This is a genomic window from Dethiobacter alkaliphilus AHT 1, from assembly GCF_000174415.1.
Classification (GTDB): Bacteria; Bacillota; Dethiobacteria; order Dethiobacterales; family Dethiobacteraceae; genus Dethiobacter; species Dethiobacter alkaliphilus.
Window position 1 is genome coordinate 1 of sequence record NZ_ACJM01000019.1, and the last position, 23,321, is coordinate 23,321.

At 49.5% G+C, this 23,321-nt stretch carries 27 protein-coding genes and 1 tRNA gene; 6 read left to right on the top strand and 22 right to left on the bottom strand.

The features are described from left to right. Positions 1–167 precede the first annotated feature (167 nt). Both DEALDRAFT_RS13650 and DEALDRAFT_RS13655 read left to right on the top strand, forming a co-directional pair. Positions 168–473 (top strand): MTH1187 family thiamine-binding protein, encoded by a 306-nt coding sequence (locus DEALDRAFT_RS13650; protein ID WP_008518482.1) that lies wholly within the window; start codon positions 168–170, stop codon positions 471–473. A gap of 15 nt (positions 474–488) precedes the next feature. Further along, complete coding sequence (locus tag DEALDRAFT_RS13655; RefSeq protein WP_008518484.1) at positions 489–1,043, top strand: protease complex subunit PrcB family protein; 555 nt, start codon at positions 489–491, stop codon at positions 1,041–1,043. Between the two features lie 138 nt (positions 1,044–1,181). On the opposite strand, the gene DEALDRAFT_RS13660 is transcribed toward DEALDRAFT_RS13655, so the two are convergent. From DEALDRAFT_RS13660 to DEALDRAFT_RS17285, 7 genes are all read right to left on the bottom strand, one after another. Further along, positions 1,182–2,804: an FAD-dependent oxidoreductase gene (locus DEALDRAFT_RS13660; protein ID WP_008518487.1), complete on the bottom strand. Its 1,623-nt coding sequence runs from the start codon at positions 2,802–2,804 to the stop codon at positions 1,182–1,184. 60 nt (positions 2,805–2,864) lie between these two features. Then, a complete protein-coding gene (locus tag DEALDRAFT_RS13665; RefSeq protein ID WP_008518489.1) occupies positions 2,865–3,548 on the bottom strand; it encodes a 4Fe-4S dicluster domain-containing protein in 684 nt (227 codons plus the stop codon). Between the two features lie 147 nt (positions 3,549–3,695). Further along, positions 3,696–5,036, bottom strand: coding sequence for an NAD(P)-dependent malic enzyme (locus tag DEALDRAFT_RS13670; RefSeq protein WP_008518490.1), 1,341 nt, complete (start codon positions 5,034–5,036; stop codon positions 3,696–3,698). Positions 5,037–5,067: 31 nt separating this feature from the next. Next, the gene (locus tag DEALDRAFT_RS13675; RefSeq protein ID WP_008518492.1) at positions 5,068–5,625 is read right to left on the bottom strand and encodes a Fe-S-containing hydro-lyase; all 558 of its coding nucleotides are present in this window, start codon (positions 5,623–5,625) and stop codon (positions 5,068–5,070) included. 31 nt (positions 5,626–5,656) lie between these two features. Then, entirely contained in the window at positions 5,657–6,499 is an 843-nt protein-coding gene (locus DEALDRAFT_RS13680; RefSeq protein WP_008518494.1) for a fumarate hydratase, read from the bottom strand. Positions 6,500–6,717: 218 nt separating this feature from the next. Then, positions 6,718–7,266, bottom strand: a complete 549-nt coding sequence (locus DEALDRAFT_RS17280) for a DMT family transporter (protein ID WP_243441164.1) — start codon at positions 7,264–7,266, stop codon at positions 6,718–6,720. A gap of 8 nt (positions 7,267–7,274) precedes the next feature. Then, positions 7,275–7,661: a DMT family transporter gene (locus tag DEALDRAFT_RS17285; RefSeq protein ID WP_008518498.1), complete on the bottom strand. Its 387-nt coding sequence runs from the start codon at positions 7,659–7,661 to the stop codon at positions 7,275–7,277. Between the two features lie 128 nt (positions 7,662–7,789). Here DEALDRAFT_RS17285 and DEALDRAFT_RS13690 point away from each other — a divergent pair. Continuing rightward, positions 7,790–7,865: transfer RNA gene (locus DEALDRAFT_RS13690), tRNA-Met, on the top strand. A 40-nt stretch (positions 7,866–7,905) separates the two neighbouring features. Here the strand turns inward: DEALDRAFT_RS13690 and DEALDRAFT_RS13695 are convergent. The 7 genes from DEALDRAFT_RS13695 to DEALDRAFT_RS13725 form a co-directional block, all read right to left on the bottom strand. Next, complete coding sequence (locus tag DEALDRAFT_RS13695) at positions 7,906–8,925, bottom strand: pyridoxal phosphate-dependent aminotransferase (RefSeq protein WP_008518500.1); 1,020 nt, start codon at positions 8,923–8,925, stop codon at positions 7,906–7,908. Between the two features lie 283 nt (positions 8,926–9,208). After that, positions 9,209–10,093: a thiamine pyrophosphate-dependent enzyme gene (locus DEALDRAFT_RS13700; protein WP_040379182.1), complete on the bottom strand. Its 885-nt coding sequence runs from the start codon at positions 10,091–10,093 to the stop codon at positions 9,209–9,211. After that, positions 10,090–11,223 carry a pyruvate flavodoxin/ferredoxin oxidoreductase domain protein gene (porA, locus tag DEALDRAFT_RS13705; protein ID WP_008518503.1) on the bottom strand — a complete coding sequence of 378 codons (1,134 nt, stop codon included), beginning with the start codon at positions 11,221–11,223 and terminating at the stop codon, positions 10,090–10,092. Before porA ends, DEALDRAFT_RS13700 begins: the two co-directional genes overlap by 4 nt. Beyond that, positions 11,198–12,823 carry an FAD-dependent oxidoreductase gene (locus tag DEALDRAFT_RS13710; protein ID WP_008518505.1) on the bottom strand — a complete coding sequence of 542 codons (1,626 nt, stop codon included), beginning with the start codon at positions 12,821–12,823 and terminating at the stop codon, positions 11,198–11,200. Before DEALDRAFT_RS13710 ends, porA begins: the two co-directional genes overlap by 26 nt. Next, on the bottom strand, positions 12,807–13,400 hold the full coding sequence (locus tag DEALDRAFT_RS13715) for a 2-oxoacid:acceptor oxidoreductase family protein (protein WP_008518507.1): 594 nt from the start codon (positions 13,398–13,400) through the stop codon (positions 12,807–12,809). Before DEALDRAFT_RS13715 ends, DEALDRAFT_RS13710 begins: the two co-directional genes overlap by 17 nt. 14 nt (positions 13,401–13,414) lie before the next feature. Then, positions 13,415–14,485 carry a Leu/Phe/Val dehydrogenase gene (locus DEALDRAFT_RS13720; protein ID WP_276324456.1) on the bottom strand — a complete coding sequence of 357 codons (1,071 nt, stop codon included), beginning with the start codon at positions 14,483–14,485 and terminating at the stop codon, positions 13,415–13,417. A 213-nt stretch (positions 14,486–14,698) separates the two neighbouring features. Beyond that, positions 14,699–16,084, bottom strand: coding sequence for a sigma-54 interaction domain-containing protein (locus DEALDRAFT_RS13725; protein ID WP_143753468.1), 1,386 nt, complete (start codon positions 16,082–16,084; stop codon positions 14,699–14,701). A 133-nt stretch (positions 16,085–16,217) separates the two neighbouring features. Here DEALDRAFT_RS13725 and DEALDRAFT_RS13730 point away from each other — a divergent pair, with 133 nt between their 5' ends. Beyond that, complete coding sequence (locus DEALDRAFT_RS13730; RefSeq protein WP_008518513.1) at positions 16,218–16,694, top strand: hypothetical protein; 477 nt, start codon at positions 16,218–16,220, stop codon at positions 16,692–16,694. A 31-nt stretch (positions 16,695–16,725) separates the two neighbouring features. On the opposite strand, the gene DEALDRAFT_RS13735 is transcribed toward DEALDRAFT_RS13730, so the two are convergent. From DEALDRAFT_RS13735 to DEALDRAFT_RS13745, 3 genes are read right to left on the bottom strand one after another with little or no spacing between them, the layout of a single operon-like run. Then, positions 16,726–17,280 carry a rubrerythrin family protein gene (locus tag DEALDRAFT_RS13735; protein ID WP_008518515.1) on the bottom strand — a complete coding sequence of 185 codons (555 nt, stop codon included), beginning with the start codon at positions 17,278–17,280 and terminating at the stop codon, positions 16,726–16,728. Between the two features lie 17 nt (positions 17,281–17,297). Next, positions 17,298–17,813 carry a DUF3231 family protein gene (locus DEALDRAFT_RS13740; RefSeq protein ID WP_008518518.1) on the bottom strand — a complete coding sequence of 172 codons (516 nt, stop codon included), beginning with the start codon at positions 17,811–17,813 and terminating at the stop codon, positions 17,298–17,300. Positions 17,814–17,842: 29 nt separating this feature from the next. Further along, on the bottom strand, positions 17,843–18,322 hold the full coding sequence (locus DEALDRAFT_RS13745) for a YvdQ family spore coat protein (RefSeq protein ID WP_008518519.1): 480 nt from the start codon (positions 18,320–18,322) through the stop codon (positions 17,843–17,845). A gap of 124 nt (positions 18,323–18,446) precedes the next feature. Here DEALDRAFT_RS13745 and DEALDRAFT_RS13750 point away from each other — a divergent pair, with 124 nt between their 5' ends. After that, a complete protein-coding gene (locus tag DEALDRAFT_RS13750; RefSeq protein WP_008518522.1) occupies positions 18,447–19,658 on the top strand; it encodes an MFS transporter in 1,212 nt (403 codons plus the stop codon). 41 nt (positions 19,659–19,699) lie between these two features. Here DEALDRAFT_RS13750 and DEALDRAFT_RS13755 read toward each other — a convergent pair whose 3' ends face one another. The 4 genes from DEALDRAFT_RS13755 to DEALDRAFT_RS13770 form a co-directional block, all read right to left on the bottom strand. After that, positions 19,700–20,026: a putative signal transducing protein gene (locus tag DEALDRAFT_RS13755; RefSeq protein WP_040379177.1), complete on the bottom strand. Its 327-nt coding sequence runs from the start codon at positions 20,024–20,026 to the stop codon at positions 19,700–19,702. A 189-nt stretch (positions 20,027–20,215) separates the two neighbouring features. Then, positions 20,216–20,422 carry a hypothetical protein gene (locus DEALDRAFT_RS13760; protein WP_008518525.1) on the bottom strand — a complete coding sequence of 69 codons (207 nt, stop codon included), beginning with the start codon at positions 20,420–20,422 and terminating at the stop codon, positions 20,216–20,218. 196 nt (positions 20,423–20,618) lie between these two features. Beyond that, on the bottom strand, positions 20,619–21,602 hold the full coding sequence (locus DEALDRAFT_RS13765; protein WP_008518527.1) for a diaminopimelate dehydrogenase: 984 nt from the start codon (positions 21,600–21,602) through the stop codon (positions 20,619–20,621). Positions 21,603–21,704: 102 nt separating this feature from the next. After that, positions 21,705–22,001 carry a pyruvate kinase gene (locus DEALDRAFT_RS13770; RefSeq protein WP_008518529.1) on the bottom strand — a complete coding sequence of 99 codons (297 nt, stop codon included), beginning with the start codon at positions 21,999–22,001 and terminating at the stop codon, positions 21,705–21,707. Positions 22,002–22,163: 162 nt separating this feature from the next. On the opposite strand from DEALDRAFT_RS13770, the gene DEALDRAFT_RS13775 reads away from it, so the two are divergent. After that, complete coding sequence (locus DEALDRAFT_RS13775) at positions 22,164–22,823, top strand: rhomboid family protein (RefSeq protein WP_008518531.1); 660 nt, start codon at positions 22,164–22,166, stop codon at positions 22,821–22,823. Between the two features lie 30 nt (positions 22,824–22,853). Here DEALDRAFT_RS13775 and DEALDRAFT_RS13780 read toward each other — a convergent pair whose 3' ends face one another. Continuing rightward, the gene (locus DEALDRAFT_RS13780; protein WP_008518532.1) at positions 22,854–23,315 is read right to left on the bottom strand and encodes a hypothetical protein; all 462 of its coding nucleotides are present in this window, start codon (positions 23,313–23,315) and stop codon (positions 22,854–22,856) included. Between the last annotated feature and the right edge of the window lie 6 nt (positions 23,316–23,321).

Sequence of the window (23,321 nt, forward strand, 5' to 3'; positions counted from 1 at the left end):
GGGTAGGTCAAGTATCCGGATACCTTCCAATAAATTCATGGCCTCTACCTCCTGTCTTTCGTTCCCCTTTCTTTCTGCATCTTCCTTTTTTCTCCTGCTTGTTAATCAAATTTTAACTGTATAGACCATCGTCCCTCTGATAAAATGTGGTTAAGGAGGTGTTCTTTTTGGCGATCATTGAAATTTCCATTGTTCCTTTGGGGACAGCCACAACCAGCGTCAGCGAATTCGTGGCCGCCGTTCATGATGTACTGGCGGGCCAGGAAAAGATTCGTTATCAACTGACCCCCATGTCCACCATCATCGAGGGAGAATTGGACACGCTTTGGCCGCTGCTGCGCAAGCTCCACGAGGTTCCGTTTGAACACGGCGCACTGCGGGTTTACACAACCCTGAAGATTGATGACCGGCGGGACAAATCTGCCACCATGGATGATAAAATCATTTCCGTTCGTAATAAAACAAATGAGTAAGGGGGTAAAAAGCCTGTGCATAAATTAATAAAGCTAACAATAATAGGGTTGCTTATGATACTACTGGCTGCGGGGTGTGCCCCAAACGGTGAGCAAAACAACAACAATAACAATAATAACGACAGGATAGATCCGGGGACCACTCCCATCCCTCAGGAAAACATTATTTCCGAGGAAGAAGTGCCTGAGTTAGTGATGGTGCATGTGGATCTTGAAGAGGAAGGTTATTACGCCCTACAGATGGACGGCGCACTGTATCTTGTCGCCTCCATGGGAGAACAACCGACCGGCGGCTACAGCATCAACTTCAGCGAATACCGGGATAACCAGGACCATACCTGGGATGTATTTCTGGAAACTGAAGAACCGGGCGATGATCCGGTAACCCAGGCCCTGACCTACCCTGCGGCCTTTGCCCGCTTTGAAGAAGACCTGCCCATCTTCCACGTCCAGTTCCACGTAAACGACACTCCAACTGAACTGGTAACCGTAATCAACCTGGACTCCCCTGAAGACGAAGATGAAAACGTAATCGACCTGGATGAAAACAACGAAGACCAAACCCTCTAAACTGTGGACAGAGGGACAGGTTTATTTGTCCACAATGTGCAAGATTTTGCACACTGAATGCGAAAAAAGGACCGTCCCCGATTTGCAAGAAAAAAGCGGTGCAGGATTTTAGTTCCTGCACCGCTTTTAGTTTTGTTTTTATTCTTCGTCTACTTCGATTTTGTGGGTGTAGCGCGGCAGCAGCATGGGGGAAACGCGTCCACCAGTATCTACGCCGGCATCTTCCAGCTCCTTGTGGTAGGCATCCACGTGGTCCAGGTTCAGTTTCTTGACCTGGATGTCTTTGGCACGGCTGCCGGCATGCTTACCGGCACGGCGGCCATATACCACAATATCCAACAGGGAGTTACCCATCAGACGGTTACCGCCGTGGATACCACCGGCAGCTTCACCGGCCACATAGAGGTTTTCCACATTGGTCATACCGTTTTCATCGATGAGCAGTCCGCCGTTCTGATAGTGCAGCGCGGGGTAAATGAGCATGGGCTCATTGATGATGTCCACACCAAAACGGGCAAACTGACGTACCATGGCAGGCAGTTCCTTGGCAATGGTACCTTCACCGTGAATCATGTCAATCATGGGAGAGTCAAGCCAGACACCAACCATACCGGTGGGTGTGGTAATGCCTTTTTGACGCTCTTTTACTTCACGGATGATGGCGGCAGCTTCAACGTCCCGAGTTTCCAGGTGATAAACAAACTGCTCACCGTCAATGTTAACCGGCTCCGCACCCAATCCGCGGACTTTTTCGGTAATCAAAAGACCGAGAATCTGCGGCGGGTAGGCTGCACCGGTGGGATGATACTGCATGGTGTGCATAAAGGCCAGTTCTGCACCGGCACGGTATCCCATAACCAGACCATCGGCGGTAGCACCGTAATGGTTGGTGGTGGGGAAACCCTGGTACTCCAGACGGCCGGAACCGCCTACAGCCAGAATTACAGACTTGGCACGGCATACGGAGTATTCTCCCGTTTCCATGTTGTACAGGATGGCGCCGCCCACTTTGCCGTCCTCGTCTTTTAAGAGTTCAACCACTGCACAGAACTCAATGACGGGAACCTGGCGGTTGCGGACTTCATCCCGCAGGGTACGCATAATTTCAGCACCGGAATAGTCACGGGCAGAGTGCATCCGCTTACGGGAGGTACCGCCGCCGTGGATACTCTTCATGGTGCCGTCTTCCTGCTTGTCAAACATTGTACCCAGATCTTCCAGCCACTTCAGGGCAACGGGGGCATCGCCGGTCAAAGCCTTTACCAGCTCCGGCACGTTCTCAAAGCGGCCGCCACCCATTACATCCAGGTAGTGAATGGTGGGTGAGTCGTTTTCTTTGTCCGCTGCCTGGATACCGCCCTGGGCCATAACGGTGTTGGCATCGCCAAAACGAAGCTTGGTCACCATCAGGACGTCGGCGCCCTGCTCCTGAGCAAGCAACGCTGCGGATGCACCGGCACCGCCGCCACCTACCACCAGAACATCAACATCATAATCAAACTTTTCTAAATCAAAACCCAGACCTTCAATGCGGCTGCGGGCTTCGATCAAATCGGCAAATTCATGCGGCACTCTGTAATCTTTGTTGGGGCCCACCGGCAGAGGACGCATGCTGGCTTCAATAAAATCGGGGTGGTAGTTTTTCAACACCTCGTCCCGCTCGTCCATGCTCATGCGCTCATAGTGGCCTTTATTTACACGTTCTGTACGTGTAGCTTCAACTTTTTTAATTTGCTCTCGCATCTGCGGAGTATAAGACATCAGTTTCCCTCCTGTTCTCAAGTCTTTGACTGTCCAGCCGGTTTTGTTTTAAAACCGCTGTTACTTTTCGATATCCCTTGAACCGTAGCGCTCGCGCAGTTCCGCTTTCGAAGCTTTCATTAGCTCCTCAAACTCTGCTTCATACTTCCCGGACTCAACTTCCTCCACCCGCTTCTGCAGATGCTCAGCAGGAGGCGCAATATGACGGGAGTACAGACGGCGCGCCAAGATACCAACATTAAACTGGGTAATCTGGGCCGGACAACGGGAAGCACAAAGGCCACACATGACACAGTCAAAAGACTCATCGGCACAACGGTCAATCTGTCCGCGCTGCGCATAACCAACATACTGCATAACTTTCAAATCCTGTGGACAGATTTTTGTACAGGCATTGCAGCCGATACACCGGTAAATCTCCGGGTAGAACTCGGTGATTTGCTCCGCGGTGGGCTTTAATTCCTGCAGGTTATACTCAAGTTTCTGTGCCGGGAAGAACGGAATCTGGGTGAGGTACATATTTTCCTCAACCTGAGTCTGACAGGCCAGTCCCACTTTCAGGTCATAATCCCCTTCAAGACGATACACAGTGGCACAAGCGCCGCAGAAACCGGCTCGGCAGCCGCAACCGCGAACCAACTGGTAACCTGCATATTCCATGGCGTTCATGATCGTCAGGGAATCGGGTACTTCATACTTCTTGCCCATGATAAAAATGTTTACCATGTTCACATCGCTTACCACAATCTTTTTCCCCCTTTAGTTTGCTAAGGCTCCCTTTTTGTTTATATCTTCCGAAAACTTATGCAAAAAGCAAGAAACGGCCGAAGCCGGCTGTGCGCCGGCACTCACCATTGAGTGCCGGTGCACAGTCTTGCCAAAAAACAATTTTTACTCAGCGGGCGGCTCGGGAATGAAGTCATTGTCCATCAACATCTTGGTGATGTTGCGGGAACGATAGATGGCTTCCTCTGCCTTGGCACGCAGTTCTTCTTTAGTCAGGTTCTTCTTGGCAATACCCAGTTCGATGGCTTTAAGGCCAACGTTTACTGCCTGGCGGATAAATACTTCCACGTTATCCATGTTGGGCAGCAGGTTTTCAGGGTCAATACCTTCTTCTGCACCCAAGTCGGCAATGGTATACGCCGCGGTGATGCACATTTCATCGGTGATGGTGGAAGCCTGAACGTCCAACACCCCACGGAAAATACCGGGGAAGCATACGGAGTTGTTTACCTGGTTGGGGAAGTCGGAACGGCCGGTGGCAACAATTACAGCACCTGCTTCTTTGGCATCCCAGGGCCACATTTCGGGAATGGGGTTAGCACAGACAAAGACGATGGGATCTTTGGCCATGGCTGTTACCCACTCAGGCTTAATTACATCGGGGCCGGGCTGGGAAAGGGCGATAACCACGTCACAGTCCTTCATGGCTTCAGCAATTCCGCCTTTGCGTCCTTCAGCATTGGTCTTTTCAGCCAGGTCCGCTTTTTCTTTATACTTTTCTTTCAGTTCGGGAATCCGGTCTTTGTGCAGGATACCTTTACTGTCGGTGATATACATTTTACCGGGGTCAGCACCGGCAAAGATGATCAGGTTAGCGATGCAAACGTTGGCTGCACCGGCACCGATCAGGGCAATCTTTACATCCTTGATGTCTTTTTTGACATAGCGCAGAGCGTTAATAAGGCCGGCCACAGTTACAGTGGCGGTACCCTGCTGGTCATCGTGCCAGACAGGAATGTGGCACTCTTTGCGCAGACGGTCAAGAATTTCAAAACACTTGGGCTGGGCAAAGTCTTCCAGGTTAACACCACCGAAGGTGGGCTGCAGAGCTTTTACGATATTAACGATTTCATCGGTATCTTTAGTATCGATGCAGATGGGGAAGGCATCAACGCCACCCAGGTACTTAAAGAGCAATGCTTTACCTTCCATAACGGGCATGGAAGCTTCTGCTCCGATATCACCTAAGCCCAGTACACGGGAACCGTCGGATACAACAGCTACAAAGTTCCCTTTGTTGGTGTGCTCATAAACCAATTCTTTATTGGCCGCAATAGCTTTGCAGGGCTCAGCCACACCGGGGGAGTACCAGACAGCGAAATCTTTGAAGTCACGCACACTGCACTTTAAGTCAACTTCAATTTTTCCCTTATAGAAGGGATGCAAACGCATGGCATCCTGAGCAGGCTTTTTTGATTTCGCAATAAGTTCTTCTTTAGTCGTCATTTAGAAAATCACTCCTTTATTATTAAACGGATTAATCGTTTAAAGCGTATTCCTGGCGGCCAACTTCATAGATGTCGGTACCATGGGCATCATTTACCACGGTGGCCGGGAAATCTTCAACCTCCAGGCGATAAATGGCCTCCGGGCCCAGTTCGGGGTAGGCCACTACCTCGGCCTTCTTTATAGTCCGGGCCAAAAGTGCGGCAGCTCCGCCGGTGGAAGCCAGATAAACCGCTTTATGTTTTACCAGGGCGTCTTTTACCGCTTTATTGCGGCTGCCTTTACCGATGCAGGCTTTTAAGCCCTGCTCCAGCATGGTGGGGGTATAGGCGTCCATACGGCCGCTGGTGGTGGGGCCGGCAGAACCGATCACTTTGCCCGGTTTAGCCGGTGAAGGACCCACATAGTAAATCATCTGACCGGTGAAATCCACCGGCAGCGGTTCCCCCGCCTCAACCAATTCAGTCAGTTTTTTATGTGCTGCATCGCGTCCGGTATAAATCACACCGGAAATCAATACGTTGTCACCCGCTTTAAGTTCCATAATATCTTCATCGGAAAGCGGTGCGGAAATTCTTTTAACCGTCATTTAGAATACCTCCCTTCTCAAAATACGGGTGTTAAATGACTCTTTCTTTATGCCGCGCGGCATGGCAGTTTATATTCACTGCAGCGGGCATACTGGCGATATGAGCCGGGTATGTCTCGATGTGCACAGCCAGTGCTGTGGTGCGACCGCCAAAACCCTGCGGGCCGATACCCAGCTTATTAATTTTCTCCAAAAGTTCCTTCTCCATCTCCGCATAGAACGGGTCGGGATTGGGCTGTCCCAACTCCCGCAGAAGTGCTTTCTTGGCCAGGTACGCCACTTTTTCAAACGTACCGCCAATTCCCACTCCAATTACGATGGGCGGGCACGGGTTGGAACCGGCATTGCTGGCGGCTTCCACCACAAAATCAACCACACCCTTGGCACCGTCGGAAGGTTTGAGCATCTTCACAGCACTCATGTTTTCACTGCCGCCGCCTTTGGGAGCAATGGTAACCTTCACCTTATCTCCCGGAACAATATCGACGTGAACAACAGCCGGTGTGTTATCCTTGGTGTTAACCCTGTTAATGGGGTCACTCACGATGGACTTGCGGAGGTAACCGTCTCCATAGCCTCTGCGAACGCCTTCGTTAATGGCTTCATAAAGGTCTCCACCCACCAGGTTCACTTCTTGTCCCAATTCAACAAAAATCACGGCATAGCCGGTATCCTGGCACATGGGTACCTGCTCTTCTTTGGCGATTTGGGCATTTTCGATTAGCTGCTCCAGTACTGCTTTACCGGTAGGAGACGTTTCCTTTTCCAAGGCATCTTTAAACGACTTTAATACGTCATCCCCCAGGTTGTAGTTGGCGTCCATGCTTAGCTCAGCGATGGCGTCTGTAATAGCCGCCACGTTGACTTCACGCATCCTTTTCCCTCCCTTTAAGTTTTTAGAATTACATTCATACTCAGACTTTTCACAATTTTGCGCACCTTGCTAATTCGCAAACTTGCGATACTTATTAATATTCTTATGGGTAAAGAAAAATCCTGCCCTGAATCAAAAAAAATCAAAAAATTGATTATAATATTTAAAGAAATTCTAATTTTTATATGAATAAAACAAATTGCCCTGTTTTTCCGCATTTATCTGTGGCCGGAAAGCTTTACAGGCAAAGGAGTTGTTGACTTTTCCCGGCCGAAATATGAGGTCCCCCAAACGCCGGACATAATCATTACAGCACCTACTCCCTGAAACCAGGCAAACGACTCTCCCCTAAAAAGCACACCACCCAAAATGGCCACCACGGTGGTCAGGTTGAGATAGGCGGAAGTCTGTGACGCCCGAACCTTTGATAGCATATAGTTCAGCAGAAAAAAGGCCACCACAGAGGAGAGCATACCCAAATAGAGAACTGCCGACAGCACAGCGGGATCAGTAAGGGGTGTTAACATACTCCAGAGCGTGCCGCTTAGAGTGTGCCTCACCAGCTCTATCCCGTTAAACAACAGCGCTCCGGCCCACATCATTATATAGGTAATTTCCAGCGGCGTAAAAGCTGCGGATGATTTTTTGGAATATATGTTATATAAACCGGCACAAACCACCGCTCCCAAAAGCGCCAAGGTGCCCCAGATATTATAACTCAGGTCCACGCTTCCCTGCATCAGGACGATAAAAAATACGCCGGACACCGACATAATCACCGCAGCCAATTGCTTAAATGAAGGAACGGTTTTAAAAAAGGAATTTCCAGAATAACCGTCATCACCGGAATCAGGCCCATCATCATACCTGCCTCAGAAGCCGAGGTCAACCGGACACCGGTGGTTTCGAAAATAAAGTACAAAAAAGGCTGCAATAGGGCAACAAGAAGCACAGCCCGCAAATTTTTACCGCGCAAATTAATCTTAATCCATCCTGCCGCACGCAACAACGTCATTGCCAAAGCGGCCAGGGCAAAGCGAAACCCCAAGAGTTGCAGAGGAGCCAAAACGTCCAACGCTTCCCTGGTAAACATAAATGACAGCCCAAAAAATACGGAGACTAAAATCCCCGCACCTACAGGCAAAACTTTTTCTTTATCCATAATGACCTCGCTTGTGCTTTATATTCATCATAAATTATAGCCCAAAACCCCTCGTGTGACCAGTTGAAATTTCACCACATCAATCCTTGACACAAGCCTTCAACCTGTGGTAGAATAGAATTTGTCGACGCGGGGTGGAGCAGTTGGTAGCTCGTCGGGCTCATAACCCGGAGGTCGCAGGTTCAAATCCTGTCCCCGCAACCAATGCTTATAAACGCATTCTCTAAACAGAGAATGCGTTTTTTTATACCCTTTTTCGCTCTGCCAGAAATGCTTCTAACCTATCCATTCCCTCCTCGATGTTCTCCAGAGAATTGGCATAAGACAACCTTAGATACCCTTCCAGGTTAGGGCCAAAATCAATGCCCGGCGTTACAGCCACGCCGGCTTGTTCCAATACTTCAAAAGCAAAGGCATAAGAATCATCTGTATAACTTTTAACATTGGCCAGCATGTAAAAGGCACCGGTGGGCGGCACAGCGGGAGCTATACCCATTTGCTGCAGGCGCCCCAAAAGGTATTTGCGCCGCTTATCATAAACAGCAAGCATCTCCTCTACCTGAGCATCACAGTCACGCAGGGCGGCAACGGCTGCTTCCTGAGAAAAGGAACAGGCACTTATAAAGAGGTTTTGCTGCAGCGTCTGCAGCGGCCGGACAAATTCGGGAGGCGCAATAACATATCCCAGGCGCCAGCCCGTCATGGCGAATTTTTTGGAAAAACCGTTAAATACAAAGGCCCGGTCGGTAAACTCCAGCACCGAATGATCCTTGCCGCCATAATTCAGTCCATGATATATTTCGTCGGAAAGCAGGTAACGCCCCTCGGCGGCCAATTCTGCAATGGATAACAGTTCTGCCGCAGAGAAAACATTTCCGGTGGGGTTGGCAGGAGAGTTTACCATAATCCCGCGAACCTGCGGGGTCAGCCGGGCTTCAATGTCTTCTTTTCTAAACTTAAAGCCATCTTCTTCCCGCACCGGGACACAGAGCGGCTCGCCGCCTGCGTAACGGATAAAGTTAGGATAGCAGGCATAATAAGGATCAGAGAGCAGCACCTGTTCTCCGGGCTCTAGAAGTGCTGAAAACACCAGCAAAAGTGCCGGCGAGGTGCCGGAAGTGACCAGCACCTGCTCCGGAGAAACGTCCACGTTATACGAACGCTTGTAGTAACGGGCAATCTCACCCCGCAGTTCACGTTTACCCATGCTGTGGGTATAGTGGGTATCATTTTTTTCAAGAGCGGCCAGCGCGGCCTTTTTCACCGGCTCCGGCGTATCAAAATCCGGTTCGCCAATCTCCAGATGAATAATATGGCGTCCTGCCGCTTCCAGCTCTTTGGCTCGCTCCAGACTTCCATCACCAAAAAAGGACTTACCCCGCAGGCAGGGTCTTTTTTTATTGTCATTTCATCACTTCCCGTCACAGTTATCTTCCTATATAAAGCTAATTAAAATCTCTTTTCTGTGTCTCCGGGTAAAATCCTGCACACGAAATTCTTAAAAGCAAAGGACCGGCAATACCGGCCCTTTTTATAGGGAGAGCGTTTTAGGTCTTATTCTTTTCCAACAAAGCCTGCCAGTTTTTATCCACCTCTTTTTGCATCACAGCGATTTCTTCATCACTTAGAGCGGCAAAACGACGCTGCCGGTCAATATAGTCCTTAAGCGGCCGCAAACTCTCCGGCTCATAGGTGAGGTTAATTTGCTCCCCCTTAATCATTTCATAAAGGGGAAAGACACCGGTTTCCACCGCCAGGCGGGAAAAGACAATGGTCTCATCGCTTTCAATTCCCCAACCGGGGGGACAGGGACAAAGCAGATGGAAAAAGCGAAAACCTTTAATTGTTTTGGCTTTATTAAACTTGGCCAGCAAGTCTGCAGGATGCGCTACTGTGGCTGTGGCTGCATAGGGAATGCGGTGAGCCTCAATAATTTTCATGATATCTTTCTTGGGGTTTTCCTTAACCTTAGGTGACGGCGTGGTATTGGAGCCGGAGCCGTAGGGACTGGCAGAACTACGCTGCATTCCGGTATTCATATAAGCTTCATTGTCGTAACAGATGTAAATAATATTTTCATTGCGCTCCGCCGCCCCGGAGAGTCCCTGCAGGCCGATATCAAAGGTGCCGCCGTCGCCGGCCAGCACCACCACCTGCGTCTTATCATCACCCATGGCCTGCAGTCCACGCTTTAGGCCGCTGCCTGTGGCCGCAGCGCTGGGAAACGGGCAGTGATATACGTTAAGATCAAAGGAGCGTAGCGGAATAGGTCCGGCTATTATACTAAAACAGCAGGCGGTGATGACAAAAACCGTATCCTTGCCCAGCACCTTGGTCAGATGCCGGACGGAAAGAGCCGCCGAACAACCGGGACAAGCGGTGTGTCCGGAAAAAAGATATTCTTCACGGGGCACTTGGTTTATTTTTGTCATAATAAGTTCACCGCCCATATCAGTTTCTCGCCGCCCCCGGCTGCATCCAGGCATTTTTCCAACAATTTCGGGGTCAGGTCTAGTCCGCCGGCCAAATTAAATTCTGCCGTCTGCGGCATTTGCTCCAAGCCGTAAAGGGCCGAACGCACTTCCTGAGCAAAAATTCCGCCCACCCCCATGGAAGCATTTCTGTCCACTATAATCACCTGCTGGATTTGCGGCTGTGACAGAAAATACCGCAGCTCAGCCACAGGAAACGGGCGAAATTGTTTGATGCGAACCAGCGCCTCATCCCGTCCGGATATAAAACTTTTAATGGTCTGGGCCATACTTCCTGCGGTCACAAAAACTGTTTTAGCCTCAGAGTTCCCAGTATATTCCACCGCAGGATACCCCCGCCCGGTCAGGCGCAGATACCCATCGTTTAAAGCGGCATATTCCGGGCCTGCTGCTGCTGTGGCCGCAAAGCGGGCTTTCATTAACTTAGCCATTTGCTCGGAGTTCACCAGTCCATGCCGGTTCTCCGGAGCTTCAACATCAAAGGCCGGCTGCTGAGGTGCTGCCGGCAGAAAACTATCTGCCGTTTTTTGATCCGGAATTTCCACCGCTTCATAGGTATGGGAGAGATAAAAACCGTCATAGGACACCAGTACCGGCAGCCGCACCTTTTCTGCCAGACCAAAGGCCAAAAGCACGGTATCCAGAATCTCCTGCACATCGGCACAATACAGCTGAATCCAGCCCGTATCCCTCTGCGACAGGGTATCCAGCTGATCCGGTTCAATACACCAGGGCGCCCCCATGGCCCGGTTGGCATTGGTCATAACGATGGGCAGACGGGCTCCGGCGGCCCAGTGAATCAGCTCGTGCATGTAGGCCAGGCCATGAGCGGAGGTGGCGGTAAAGGCGCGAGCTCCGGCGTATGCCGCCCCGATGCAGTAAGCCAGCGCCGAATTCTCAGACTCCACCGTTACATACTCTCCGCCATAATCTCCTGCAGCCCACATCCGGGCTAATGTTTCCATTACTGTGGTTTGCGGTGTAATGGGATAGGCGGAAATCACCTGAGTCCGGCTCAGGCGGACAGCGTGTGCCACCGCCTCGTTACCCGTGATGATCTTCTTTGTCACCGAGACCCACCTCCATTTCCAGAACACCCGCCGGGCATTCCCTGACACAGATTCCGCAACCTTTACAGTACTCAAGCTCCAGCCGACAATCCGCTTCACCCTCCAGCACCGCCATATCGGGACAGAAGAGCCAACAGACACTACAGCCGTTGCATTGGCCGCAGGACTGACAGCGCCCCGCCTCCTCCTGGGGATTTGCAGATTGCTTGCTGCGGGGATAAAGGAAAGGATTTACCGGCCGGAATTCACTGACCGGTTCAGACCGGCCCAACACCTCAGCAAACACAGCCTCAGTGTCTGACTGTGAGCCAATCTCCAGGTAACCGGCAATGGAGCGGGCGCCTTCGCGGCCGGCAGCGATTGCCGCCGCCACGGTAGCCGGTCCGGTGGACAAATCTCCCCCCGCAAACACGCCGGTCTTACCTGTAACCGGTGAAGCGGAATTTATCACTACACCGCTCCCCAATGCTTCATACTGTGGCTTTTGGCCCACCGCCACCAACACCGTATCACAATCCAGCGTAAAACCAGAGTTGGGAATAATGCGAACCGGCCTTTCCCGGCTCTCTGCCGCGGTGCGCACAAGTTGAATCTGCTCCACGGAATTTTCACCCAGGACTGCCTGCGGAGCTACCTGAAAGAGAAACTGCACCCCTGCTTCCTCTGCAGCCCGGACCTCCTCAGGGTGGGCCGGCATAGCTTCACGGGATCTGCGGTATACCACCACCACTTCTGCTCCGCGCAGCCGGGCAGTGCATGCGGCATCGATGGCGGCATTACCTCCTCCCACCACTACCACATTTTGTCCTTCCGGCACTGCATCCCCCAGGTGTACCGTGCGCAGGTACTGCAAGGCCCCATACACACCGGAGAGCTTTTCACCTGCAACACCCAGCTCTTTCTCCTCCGCTGCGCCGGTGGCCAAAAAGACGGCATCATAATCTTCCTCCAGCACAGACAGTGTTATATCGCGATTCAGCTCAACGCCAAAGCGAAAGTTAACTCCCATGTTCAGCAATAGTTGAATTTCCTGAGCCAGCACATCCCGGGGCAGACGGTACTCGGGAATTCCCCAGGCCAGCAAACCACCGGCAACCCTTTCCCGCTCCAGCACAACAACCTGCACGCCCAGCGCTCGGAGATAATAGGCACAGGCCAGGCCCGCAGGCCCGGCACCCACCACCGCCACCCTGGCCGGCAACTCCCTGCCCGTTGCAGGGCCGGGCGGGCTTAAAGCAAATTGCTTATGGCGCCACAGGCCAACCTGTTTCTCCAACTCCCCGATAGCCACCGCCTCATCATACTCCTGCCGGTTACATTTTTCCTGGCAGAAATTATAGCAGACATAGCCGGTAATGGCGGGAAAGGGGTTAGACCTGGATAAGATTTCCCATGCTGCGGCCATATCACCGTTTTTTACCTGCCCCACCCAGTGGGCAATGTTGTTGTGCAGGGGACAGGCAGCCCTGCACGGAGCCGTCTTTTCCCTTTTTACCGGGGTGGCAAACCGCCAGTCCCCGGTCTTATTCATTATGGCCGGCATGGAGCCGCTGCCAATCCGAAAAAGCGCCGTTTCCTCTTCCCTACAGAGCGGCCGCATAGCAGTCCAGCTCCCTTACGTTTTCATACCCTTCTGCTGCCGCAGCCAGATTCTTTGGTAAATTACGGGGAACCTTCTTACGCAAGACGGCTTGCAGGGATTCCAGTGAGCACACCCCGCTCACCCGAACCACAGCACCCAGCATCACCGTATTAATAATGGGGATCCCCACCGCACCCAAGCCGTTTCTTGCCGCAATAGCCGATGCATCCACCAGATGGGTGTCAAACCCGCCTACACCGCATAAGTCACGGCACTTATCAACATCGTCACAGTTAACCAGCAGGCGGCCTCCCGGCTTCAGGCCCTTTAACATCTGCTGCCAGGGCAGGTTGACATCAAAGGTGACAACAATATCAGGCTGCTGAATCTGGCAGCGCGGCATTTCAGGAGACGAGCCCACCCGGACAAATGCTGTAACCGGTGCGCCGCGCCGCTCGGCGCCGTAAATACCAAATGACTGAACATGCTTACCTTCCAGAAAAGCTGCTTCCGCAATGGCAGTGGCGGCAAAAACAACTCCCTGACCGCCACGGCCGTGCAGGCGAATCTCAGTAATACCGTTTCTCATAGTCATCAGATATCCCTCCTTTAAAAAGAAGACCTCAGGCTGAGCAGACCCTTCACAGACTGCACCCTTTCCTCTGCCATTTTATCAGCCACCCAAAGCGGTGAACTGTCTTCCCGGTTGGCCCGGGCCAATACTTGTGCCAATCTCTCGCCGATACGCCCTACCACCGCCATAATTTCCGGTGAGGTACAGGACGTGTTCTCATTGGCCACATATATCAGGCCGCCGGCATTAATAACATAATCTGGTGCGTACAGAATCTCTGATTCATGCAATCTGTCCGCCAGGCTGTTATCTGCCAACACGTTATTGGCGGCACCGGCGATAATCCTGCAATCAAATTCAGGCAACGTCTCTTCAGTCACCACATTACCCAAAGCACAGGGAGAAAAAATATCACAGGTAACTTTGTGAACCTCATCGGGCTCTACCCAGCGGGCCCCAAACCGATTCATGATTTCCTGACCTAAAGCTTTGTTCACATCTGAGATAATGAGCTTAGCACCTTCGTCGGCCAAATACTGACAGAGGGCGCGCCCCACATTGCCCACTCCCTGAACAGCCACTACCTTTCCCTTCAATTCGGGAGAACCATAGACTTGGGTGGCACAAGCTCTGATTCCTTCCAACACTCCGTAAGCGGTGGCGGGAGAGGGGCAACCACCCCGACCGCCAACAGCACTGCCTCCCACAGCATACTTGGTTTCGCGCCTGATGCAGTCGATATCATACTGATTTATCCCCGAATCCACAGAGGTGATATAGCGCCCTCCCAGCCTTTCCACAAACCGACCGTAGGCACGAAGCAGGGATTCGGTTTTCTCCTTCTCCGGATCACCAATAATCACCGCTTTGCCCCCACCCAGATCCAGACCGGCCATGGCTGCTTTATACGTCATGGCCCGGGCCAGAGACGCCACATCCAACAAAGCCTCTTTCTCCGTGGCATACACCTTCATACGCGTACCACCCAAGGCAGGCCCCAGCGTAGTGTCATGAATGGCAACAATGGCTTGCAAACCGGTCTCACTATCCCGACAAAACACAAACTCCTCCATGCCGAAACGCTCCATGTCTGCAAAACATACCACTTACCTCACCCCGTTTTCAGAATATTTTTGCAACTTACTTCACACCGTGCAATATTTTGCATGCAACCCCTTGCAGGATTAACAACCAACCACAGTCCAAATACCCGATTCCTGGTGCTTACAGCGGCTACTAATCATTCTTTCTCTATATCATACGCAAAAAACGTACCAACCGGGATAAAGAAAAATAAAAACCCACGATATCCGCGGGTTTTATTTAATACCATATCGGTTTAATTTATTGTATAAATTGCGAATGGAAATGTTTAGGGCTTTTGCCGCTTCCGTTTTATTTCCGTCCGCTGCCTGCAAAGCACTCATTAACACGCTTTTTTCCCAACGGGCATGGAGCACATCCAGAGGCTCCCCGCCATATGCGCAGGAACGCTGTTCTTTCTCCATGACTGCTTCGTCTCCGTTTAACAGCGAAAATACCAAATGATGAGTCTGCACCACCGTTTCATTCTGCTTCAGGTTGATCAGGGCACGGGCAATCACATTCTTTAGTTCCCGGACGTTACCCGGCCAGTGATACTGCCGCAGCATTTCCGCCGCTTGCGGTGACAGCTTAGCTCCCAGTCGGTTATAGTCCTGGCCCATGCGGTTTAAGTAGTACTGTGCTAAAAGAGGCACATCGTCTTTACGCTCCGCCAGAGGTGGAATGAGTATGGGGAAGACATTTAAACGGTAGTAGAGGTCTTTACGGAACTTTCCTGCTGTAATTAATGCTTCCAGATTGGCATTGGTGGCAGCGATAATCCGCACATCCACCGGAATGGGACGGGCTTCGCCAATGCGCACTATCTCGCCTTCCTGCAGGACCCGTAACAGCTTGGCCTGCAGGCTCAGCTCCATGGAACCTATTTCATCAAGAAAGATTGTGCCGCCGCAAGCTTCTTCAAACAGACCCTTTTTGCCGTGCTTTCTGGCCCCGGTAAAAGCTCCTTCAGTATAACCAAACAGTTCACTTTCCAGCAAACTCTCCGGCAGCGCACTGCAGTTGACCCGGATAAACTGCTGATTCCGCCGCGGGCTGGCTTCATGAATGGCATGGGCAAAAAGCTCTTTTCCTGTGCCGCAATCGCCCCTAAGCAGTACATTGGCAGGAGTGGCCGCCGCCAACTGGGCCAATTCAATGGCCTGCTGCAGTGCTGCACTTTTGCCGATTATATCATTAAAGGAATATTTGGATTCCAACTGCCGTACTTTCTGTTTTGTCCGCTGCAATTCTTCCATCAAGGCCCTGATTTCCGAAACATCATGGATGATACCCACACTGCCGCGCAGCCTGCCATGCATCAACAAAGGCGCGCAGGAAACCATTACATGCCGTTTATAGGGCCCAACCTTCATAGGCACGCCTTTAATGGACTTACCCGTTTCCAAAACCTTCATATGCACACTTTCACCTTCGGCAATATCCACTTCCGCCGGCTTATTAAGTACATCCGTTTCCCGCAAACCGGTTAATTTACAGTAAGCCTTGTTAAACAGAATTCCGATGCCATTTTCATCCACAACAGAAATAGCATCCTCAATGGAGTTAATAATGGTCCACAGAATTAACCTCAGCTCATCATCTGGCCTGTCGTTGCGCATGCCCACCGGAATCCCCCCTCTTTTTGATTATATCACAGGTAAGGAATACGCAGAACATGATTTCCCACTTAGGCTATATAATTTGCCTTATTTAGGTTAAGCTAAAATAATACTGTTAATGAGGGGGATCACAGTGACAATTGGAGCAAATCTATGGTTTCTCTGGCTGCTTCTCACCGTCTTCTTATTTGTAGCCCTATTCTTTTTGGTACCCGTAAAAAAAATCAGAGCATATCTACCCTTTGGAATTTTTTTGGGAGTGGGCCTGGCGGTGATTGTAATCTGGACGTTTCAGTTCTTCTTACAATACTGGGAAGTTACAGGGGATCCGGTAATCCTGGGGTTTACAACCCTGTTTACTCCCCTGGCCTGGATACCGCCCACAATCATTTTTGCCGCTTATTTTCCCAAATATAAACGCTGGTATAATGTTATCGGCTATGTGCTGCTCTTTGCCGTGGGTTCAATGGTTGTTCAGTATCTATTGGAACAGGTGGGGATGTGGCAAAGTTTTCGCTGGAACGTGCTGTGGACCGGGCTGCTGGCCACCGGAACCCACACTGTTCTCACAGCGGTTCTTGTACTGACCAAAGCCCATGTGCGCACCTAAAAAGCACCGCCATCACTGGCGGTGCTCTTACTTAAACAAAATGCTGGTATTTTTCCTGCTTGGCTCCGCAAACCGGGCATTTATCCGGCAGATTGTCTGCTGTGGTATGGCCGCAGACTGAACAGACATAGACAGGCCCCAATTCCATATCCTTTCCCTGCTTAGCTGCGTCTTGAGCATCCTTAAACATTTTGGCATGGATTTTTTCTGCTTCAACGGCCCAGTGAAAAGAGCGCTCCGCTCCTTTCTCATTTTGGAATTTGGCAACTTCCATAAAAACCGGATACATCTGCTCCACCTCATGCAATTCGCCGTCAATGGCGCCCTGCAGGTTTTCCACCGTATCTGTATGGCCAAAAACTGCGCCGGCAGGCACGGTAAAGTCGCCCTTTTGTTCTTTTAGCTCCTGGAAATGATTGCGGGCGTGGGCCCATTCGGCATAGGCGATGGCTTTGAACAGCCGGCCGATGTTGGGCTTTTTGTCCTTCTCTGCCGCCTCGCCCCAGATCAGGTAGCGCATATGGGCCATACTTTCACCGCCATAGGCAGAGCGCAGGTAATCTGCAGTCATAGCATTCTTTACCATCGTTCATTCCTCCTTGACTAATTAGGCTTATAGATTGGGGGGATCTCCAACCAGCCTTTCATTTTACCGTATTTGCATAAGTTATTGAAAATTTCAAGCTCACCATTATAATGATCAATATACATGTCCCTTAGAGCATCATTGTGCACACTTTTTGCGATACAGTCAGCCAAAACACAAAGAAAATGCTGGCATCCCTCAAAAATCTGCCGAAACATAAACTGGTCGGAAAAGTTCATATTATCTCCCTGCTGAACAGTGCTTTTAGGAGGCCTTTTAACCATGGGCACGCCAAATATTTCACACTGTTTTTCCATATCGGTAATATGCTTGTTTAGCATAGCCATGCCCATACGGGAAATTATCTCTTTAAATTCTTTATCATGGGCATAATTAAAGTAGATATTTGTTTCTTCAATGCACTTGTACCGTGCCGACAACATGTTCCACAAAATCCCCGCTTCAATTATTGATATGGTGGGTTGGGTAGTTGTCTCTGCTTTACCAATATGGACATTGCCTACTTGAAACATTAAACCTGCCCCCTTCTGTATTGCCTATATTATTTGACCAAACACTGCTCTTTTATCCCGGCACAAATTGCCTCCAACTGCTGCATCTCCTCAGTCATAAACTCTGCCGCCACCAACCGCAGCGGCAAACCTGTGACCGAAGAGCGAATTACATAACCCAGGCCGGTAAGGCGCTCCCATACCTGATGCAAAAGCCCGCGGATAATACTGGCCTCATCTATAAAAGCTATTTTTTCCCCATCCACTGGATACGTTTTCGGCACCGGCAAACCTGAATTTTGCAGAATTTCCTCCAGGCAGCCATTCTGTTTTTTAAGGTATTTTACCCTCTGTTCAAGAACAGCTTTAACTTCGTTGCTTTGTGCTCTTATTTGACTCTGCCTGCTAAACACTAAAAACTTCCTGCTCACCAGCAACAACTCCCAGACCAACGCGGCCTCCATCACGGACACACCACACATCTTTTTCAGACTGTCTTTGGCAAGCCCCGCGTTCTGTTGTATCTTCAAGCAAATTCCCCCCTGTTCTTCTAATAATTAGCTTTCCCCAACACCCACATCTTATTTTCACAGCAGCTGTATATTTAGCGCTCTGATTGCGCAATTTAGCAGCGTCAGCATATAGAGGTGAACCATGAGATCTCAGACGAAATGGAAATTAACCGCCCTCAGCTCTGTTACTTTTATCATGGTTTTTGGCAATTCCATGATAATTCCGGTATTTACGCTAATTCGCAATGCTCTGGACATCTCTTTGTTTCAGGTTGCACTACTTGTCACCTATTATTCGGTGGCCGCCAGCATCTTTATACCGGTATTCGGCTTTATTTCCGATCATATCCAGAGAAGGTCCGTCATTATTGTGGCCCTGGCGTTATACGGCCTGGGCGGCAGCTTTATTGGCTTTTTAGCCCTTTTCTCCGACAACCCCCACATCTTTTCCATAATTCTAGCCAGCCGGGTTGTACAGGGCATAGGCGCTGCCGGCATGTCTCCCATTGCCATGGCACTGGTGGGTGATATTTTTACCACCGAAGAGAGGGCTAAAGCGCTGGGCTTGATTGAAGCTGCCAACATCTTTGGCAAAGTAATCAGCCCCATCCTCGGTGCGGCCCTGGCCCTCATTGCCTGGTTTGCGCCCTTCTTCTTTTACCTGGGCTTTGCCATACCTGCTCTATTAGGTGTGCTTTTTATCATCTCTGAGCCGGACAACAAGCCCAAAACACCTTTTAAAAAATATTTTTCCGACTTAAAGAAAATCTTTACCAAAAACGGCAAGTTTCTTTGGGTCAGCTACTTTACCGCCTGGGTGTCGTTTCTAATTCTTTTTGGTGTTCTGGCCTATCTCTCCGATGTGCTGGAGACCCGCTATGACATGACCGGCATAATAAAAGGTATAATTATCGCCATTCCTGTAACGGCCTGGACCATCAGCTCATTTGGGTCGGGGTATTATCTGCAGAAAAAAACAGACGGCCTGAAATATTTTGTAATCGCCGGCATCATTATGCTGGGAGCGTCAGCTGTAGCCATCCCCTATATGGAAAGAATCTATTTCTTCCTCGCCGCCGCCTTTGTCATGGGTTTAGGCGGTGGATTGGTTATCCCTTCGCTGACTATCTTGGTGACAAACTGTGCGCCCACAGAAGAGCGCGGCGGCATCATGTCTCTGTACGGCAGCATCCGTTTTTTCGGTGTAGCCGTTGGGCCGCCGCTATTTAGCTATCTGTTAAATCTCAGTCACCACGCTCCGTTTTGGCTCTCCGGCGCTTTAGCTTTAATCCCTTTAATAATCCTGATCCGCTTTAAAAATCAGGATATAATAAAACTTTGTAAAGCAGAATAGAAAAAGCGGGAGTGCTGATTTGTCAGCACTCCCGCTTCTTTTTATTTCAGATTTTCCAGCAGTTCTCTGGCCGCATCCGCATCCTGAGCCGCCACCTGCACTTCTACCGGACCGGTAACCGCATTGAACCCCCACTTTTGCACCCTTTCACCCTTAGCCAGGTAACGAATTCCTGCATCCTCCAAAATCGATTTAGCCAGCATTAACTCACCAGTATCGCCAGGGACAAACACGGTCACCAACTCCACATATTCCCCTTCGGCATCCTGCTTAGTTCGGAGATTATCGGCTTTTTCCACTAGGGATGTATAACAATCGGGACAAGCCTTAATCTCTTCATGCTCTTTCCCACATTTAGGGCAAAACATTTTAATCACCCTTTCATGTTTGTTTATGCTAAGTTTCTCCAAACCTGACCCTTTCCCTGCATAACCAGTAAATTATTCTAACGCGTGCTTTTGATACTGGTTTCCTTAGCAGCTTTGCTAACTGCAAAGCGTTGTAATTTCCTAGCAGTATAAAGAAGAGCGGCTGCATTTACTGCAGCCACTCTTTTTCTAGCGGACATATTTATAGCGTTTCTTCATCTGCATCAGGATAAGGTTATCTACAACTCTGCTTTGTCGCAAGGCCTGTGGGCTATCCACACCATATTCCGTAACAATAAAATGCAGCTTTGCCCTTTCCAGCTCCAAAATATCCGGAACACTTTTCAGACAAACCGGAGACTGAGCACTATATTCCGTTAGTTCGTTTGCCAGCACGGTAAAAACACCCCCCAAACTATATAACTATGTATGCTTAATGTTTTTTATGCACGAACATTAGGATATCCTATTTTCAAAGTGCATACAAGGGGAATTTTGTAGATTTATGTTTGTGCATTTTTTAATTTGCGACCAAAATGAACAAAACAAATATGAAAAAATGTTCCGGCAGAAACCGGAACATTTTTTTGTGCTACAGTAATTCTTTCATCAGCTGAGCCGTACTCTTAGGTGACAAATATGCAGGTGCTACATCAAAAACCGTTTTGGCACCGCTTTGCCCCTCTTTGTTCAGGCGGTAAGCCGCCCGGGCATAGGCAACCAACACGCTGGCTGTAAATTCAGGATTGCTTTGCAGCTTAAGGCTGAATTCAATAATTTGCTTGCTGTCCCGGCCGCTTTTACCGCTACGAATAACAAAACCTCCGTGGGGCATACGGGCATGTTCTGTTTTCAACTCATCCTCACTGATAAAGTGAACCACCGTTTCATACTCGTCAAAATAGTTGGGCATGGTTTTAATGGTTTCGGCAATCTTATCCTTGTCCGCCCCATCTTCTGCCACCACAAAGCATTCCCTCATATGCTTTTCGCGGGTGGAAAGCTCCGGATCTTCTCCGGCCCGGACCCGCTCCAGAGCCGATTCCATGGGAATGGTGTACTGTACACCGCCTTTTACACCTTCAATGCGCCGAATGGCATCGGAGTGGCCCTGGCTTACCCCTTTACCCCAGAATGTATACTCTTTGCCCACCGGGAGAATGGCTTCGGCGATCATCCGATTCAGGGAAAACAGGCCTGGGTCCCAACCGGTGGAAATCACACTTGTGTTACCGTTCTGTTTGGCCTTTTCATCAACGGATGCATGATATTCGGGAATTTTTGCATGGGTATCATAGCTGTCCACAGTATTAAACATAGCGGCAAAATGGGGGCCCTGTTCCGGTATATCGGTGGCCGAACCGCCACATAAAATCATCACATCAATCTTTCCCACATAATCCTTTGCCGTATCTATGTGGAAAAAGGGCACATTACCGGTTACAGATTGCATTGTTTCCGGCGCCCGCCGTGTAAATATGCCAGTTAGTTCAAAATCAGGGCTTTGCTGTAGAGCCAACTCGACTCCCTTGCCGAGATTACCGTAGCCAACGATGCCTACACGTATCTTTTCCAATGTTTACTGCCTCCTCTATTAATTTTCTGACTTTCTATACTTATATGAAACTGCCTCTGTTTCCTGCATATACTAGATAATACATATTAACCAAATATGAATTTACTCTTTTTGGGGCTGCTTTATTCCCAATAAGAGCCTAACGGCACCGGGTGTGCCGAAAGGAATTATACCTACCCGGTCACCGGGTTTGATTCGGCCTTTTTCCAAAGCAGTGACATTGCCGTTGATAAATACCGCTTCCACTTCTTCCTCTGATAAATTCAGCATTTGCACCAGTTCAGCAGCTGAACATTCTTTTTTTATGGTATAGTAATAGGGAACAGGCCACTGCCTTTCGTCGTGAACTCTACGCAACTTGCCAAAGCACCTGATTTCTACCGCCTGCATTTCAGACATCTATACACCCCATTGTTCTTATGTTCAGACAAGTTATTTGCTTTCTTAATGTAGCCAAACAGGCGCTAACTATGTAAAAGGCGAAAATCAGCCATTTTAAAAGGACTATGGCGCCGTTTGTAGAATAGTACTCTAGATTAATAACCGAAAAAGGAGTCCTTTATGAAGTGGATTAACAAACTGGAACGCAAATACGGCCGCTATGGCATACAGAATCTTATGCAGTTTATTGTGCTGGGAAATGCGCTAATATTTCTTTTAATGCAGATGGACCCCCGGATTCCTTCTCTGTTGGCTATGCATCCGGTTCTGGTGATGGAGGGGGAAGTATGGCGCTTAATCTCATTTATTTTTATTCCGCCCACAAGAAGCATGCTTTTTGCTTTTTTTGTCCTGTTCTTCTACTACAGGTTGGGTACCGGCCTGGAGCATGAATGGGGAACATTTAAGTTCAACGTCTTCTACCTGGCCGGAATCCTGGCAACAGTAATTGCTTCCTTTATTACAGGTAGCGTGGCTAATGCCGCCTTTATCAACATGGGCCTCTTGTTAGGATTTGCCAGAATCTATCCCGACTATCCGCTCCTGCTCTTTATCAAGGTAAAATATCTGGCCTGGCTTAACTGGGGCTTAATCGGGTTTAATTTGCTTTTTGGCACTTTTCCCATCAGAATAATGTCTCTGGTACCGGTAATTCTGTTCCTGCTGTTTTTTGGCGGTGAACTCTCCACCGATGTGAAAATGAAAAGACAAATCCAACAAAACCGTAAGCGCTTTTTCTCAGAAATTGAAAAAGCAAAGAAAAATCAGAACCGTGAATAATCCGCCGGAAACCCGGCGGATTTTATTTTACTACCTGCGGCGTTTCCCTAAATCAGGGTAACCCTTGCCGTCCCATTCATTGATTTTTTCCGTGAAATGCTCAACCAGTTCCCGGCCCTTTTCTTCACTGATCTTACCTTCCTTAACTTTCCGGTTTACCTTTTCTGTTAAGTGGTTTAACAGCCACTCTTTTTTATCTTCAGGTTTTAGCTGATTAAACTCTTCCACTTTTTTTATCTTGGCATCCAGTTTTGCGGTGAGTTCATCGGCTTCCTGCCTGGTGATTTCACCGGCTTTATATTTCTGCTGTACTCTTTCCTTTTTCATCTCCAGCATTTTAATGGGATCGCGCTGCTCACGGCAAAGTTCCGCCACTTTTAGTGTACCGGCAAGCGGAGTTGGCGATACATTCACCGTGGGAGCAGCAACCACAGAACCGGCGGCCAAAGAAGTCACCAAAGCAGCGGTCAAAATGCTTTTCTTTATTGTCATAGCAAC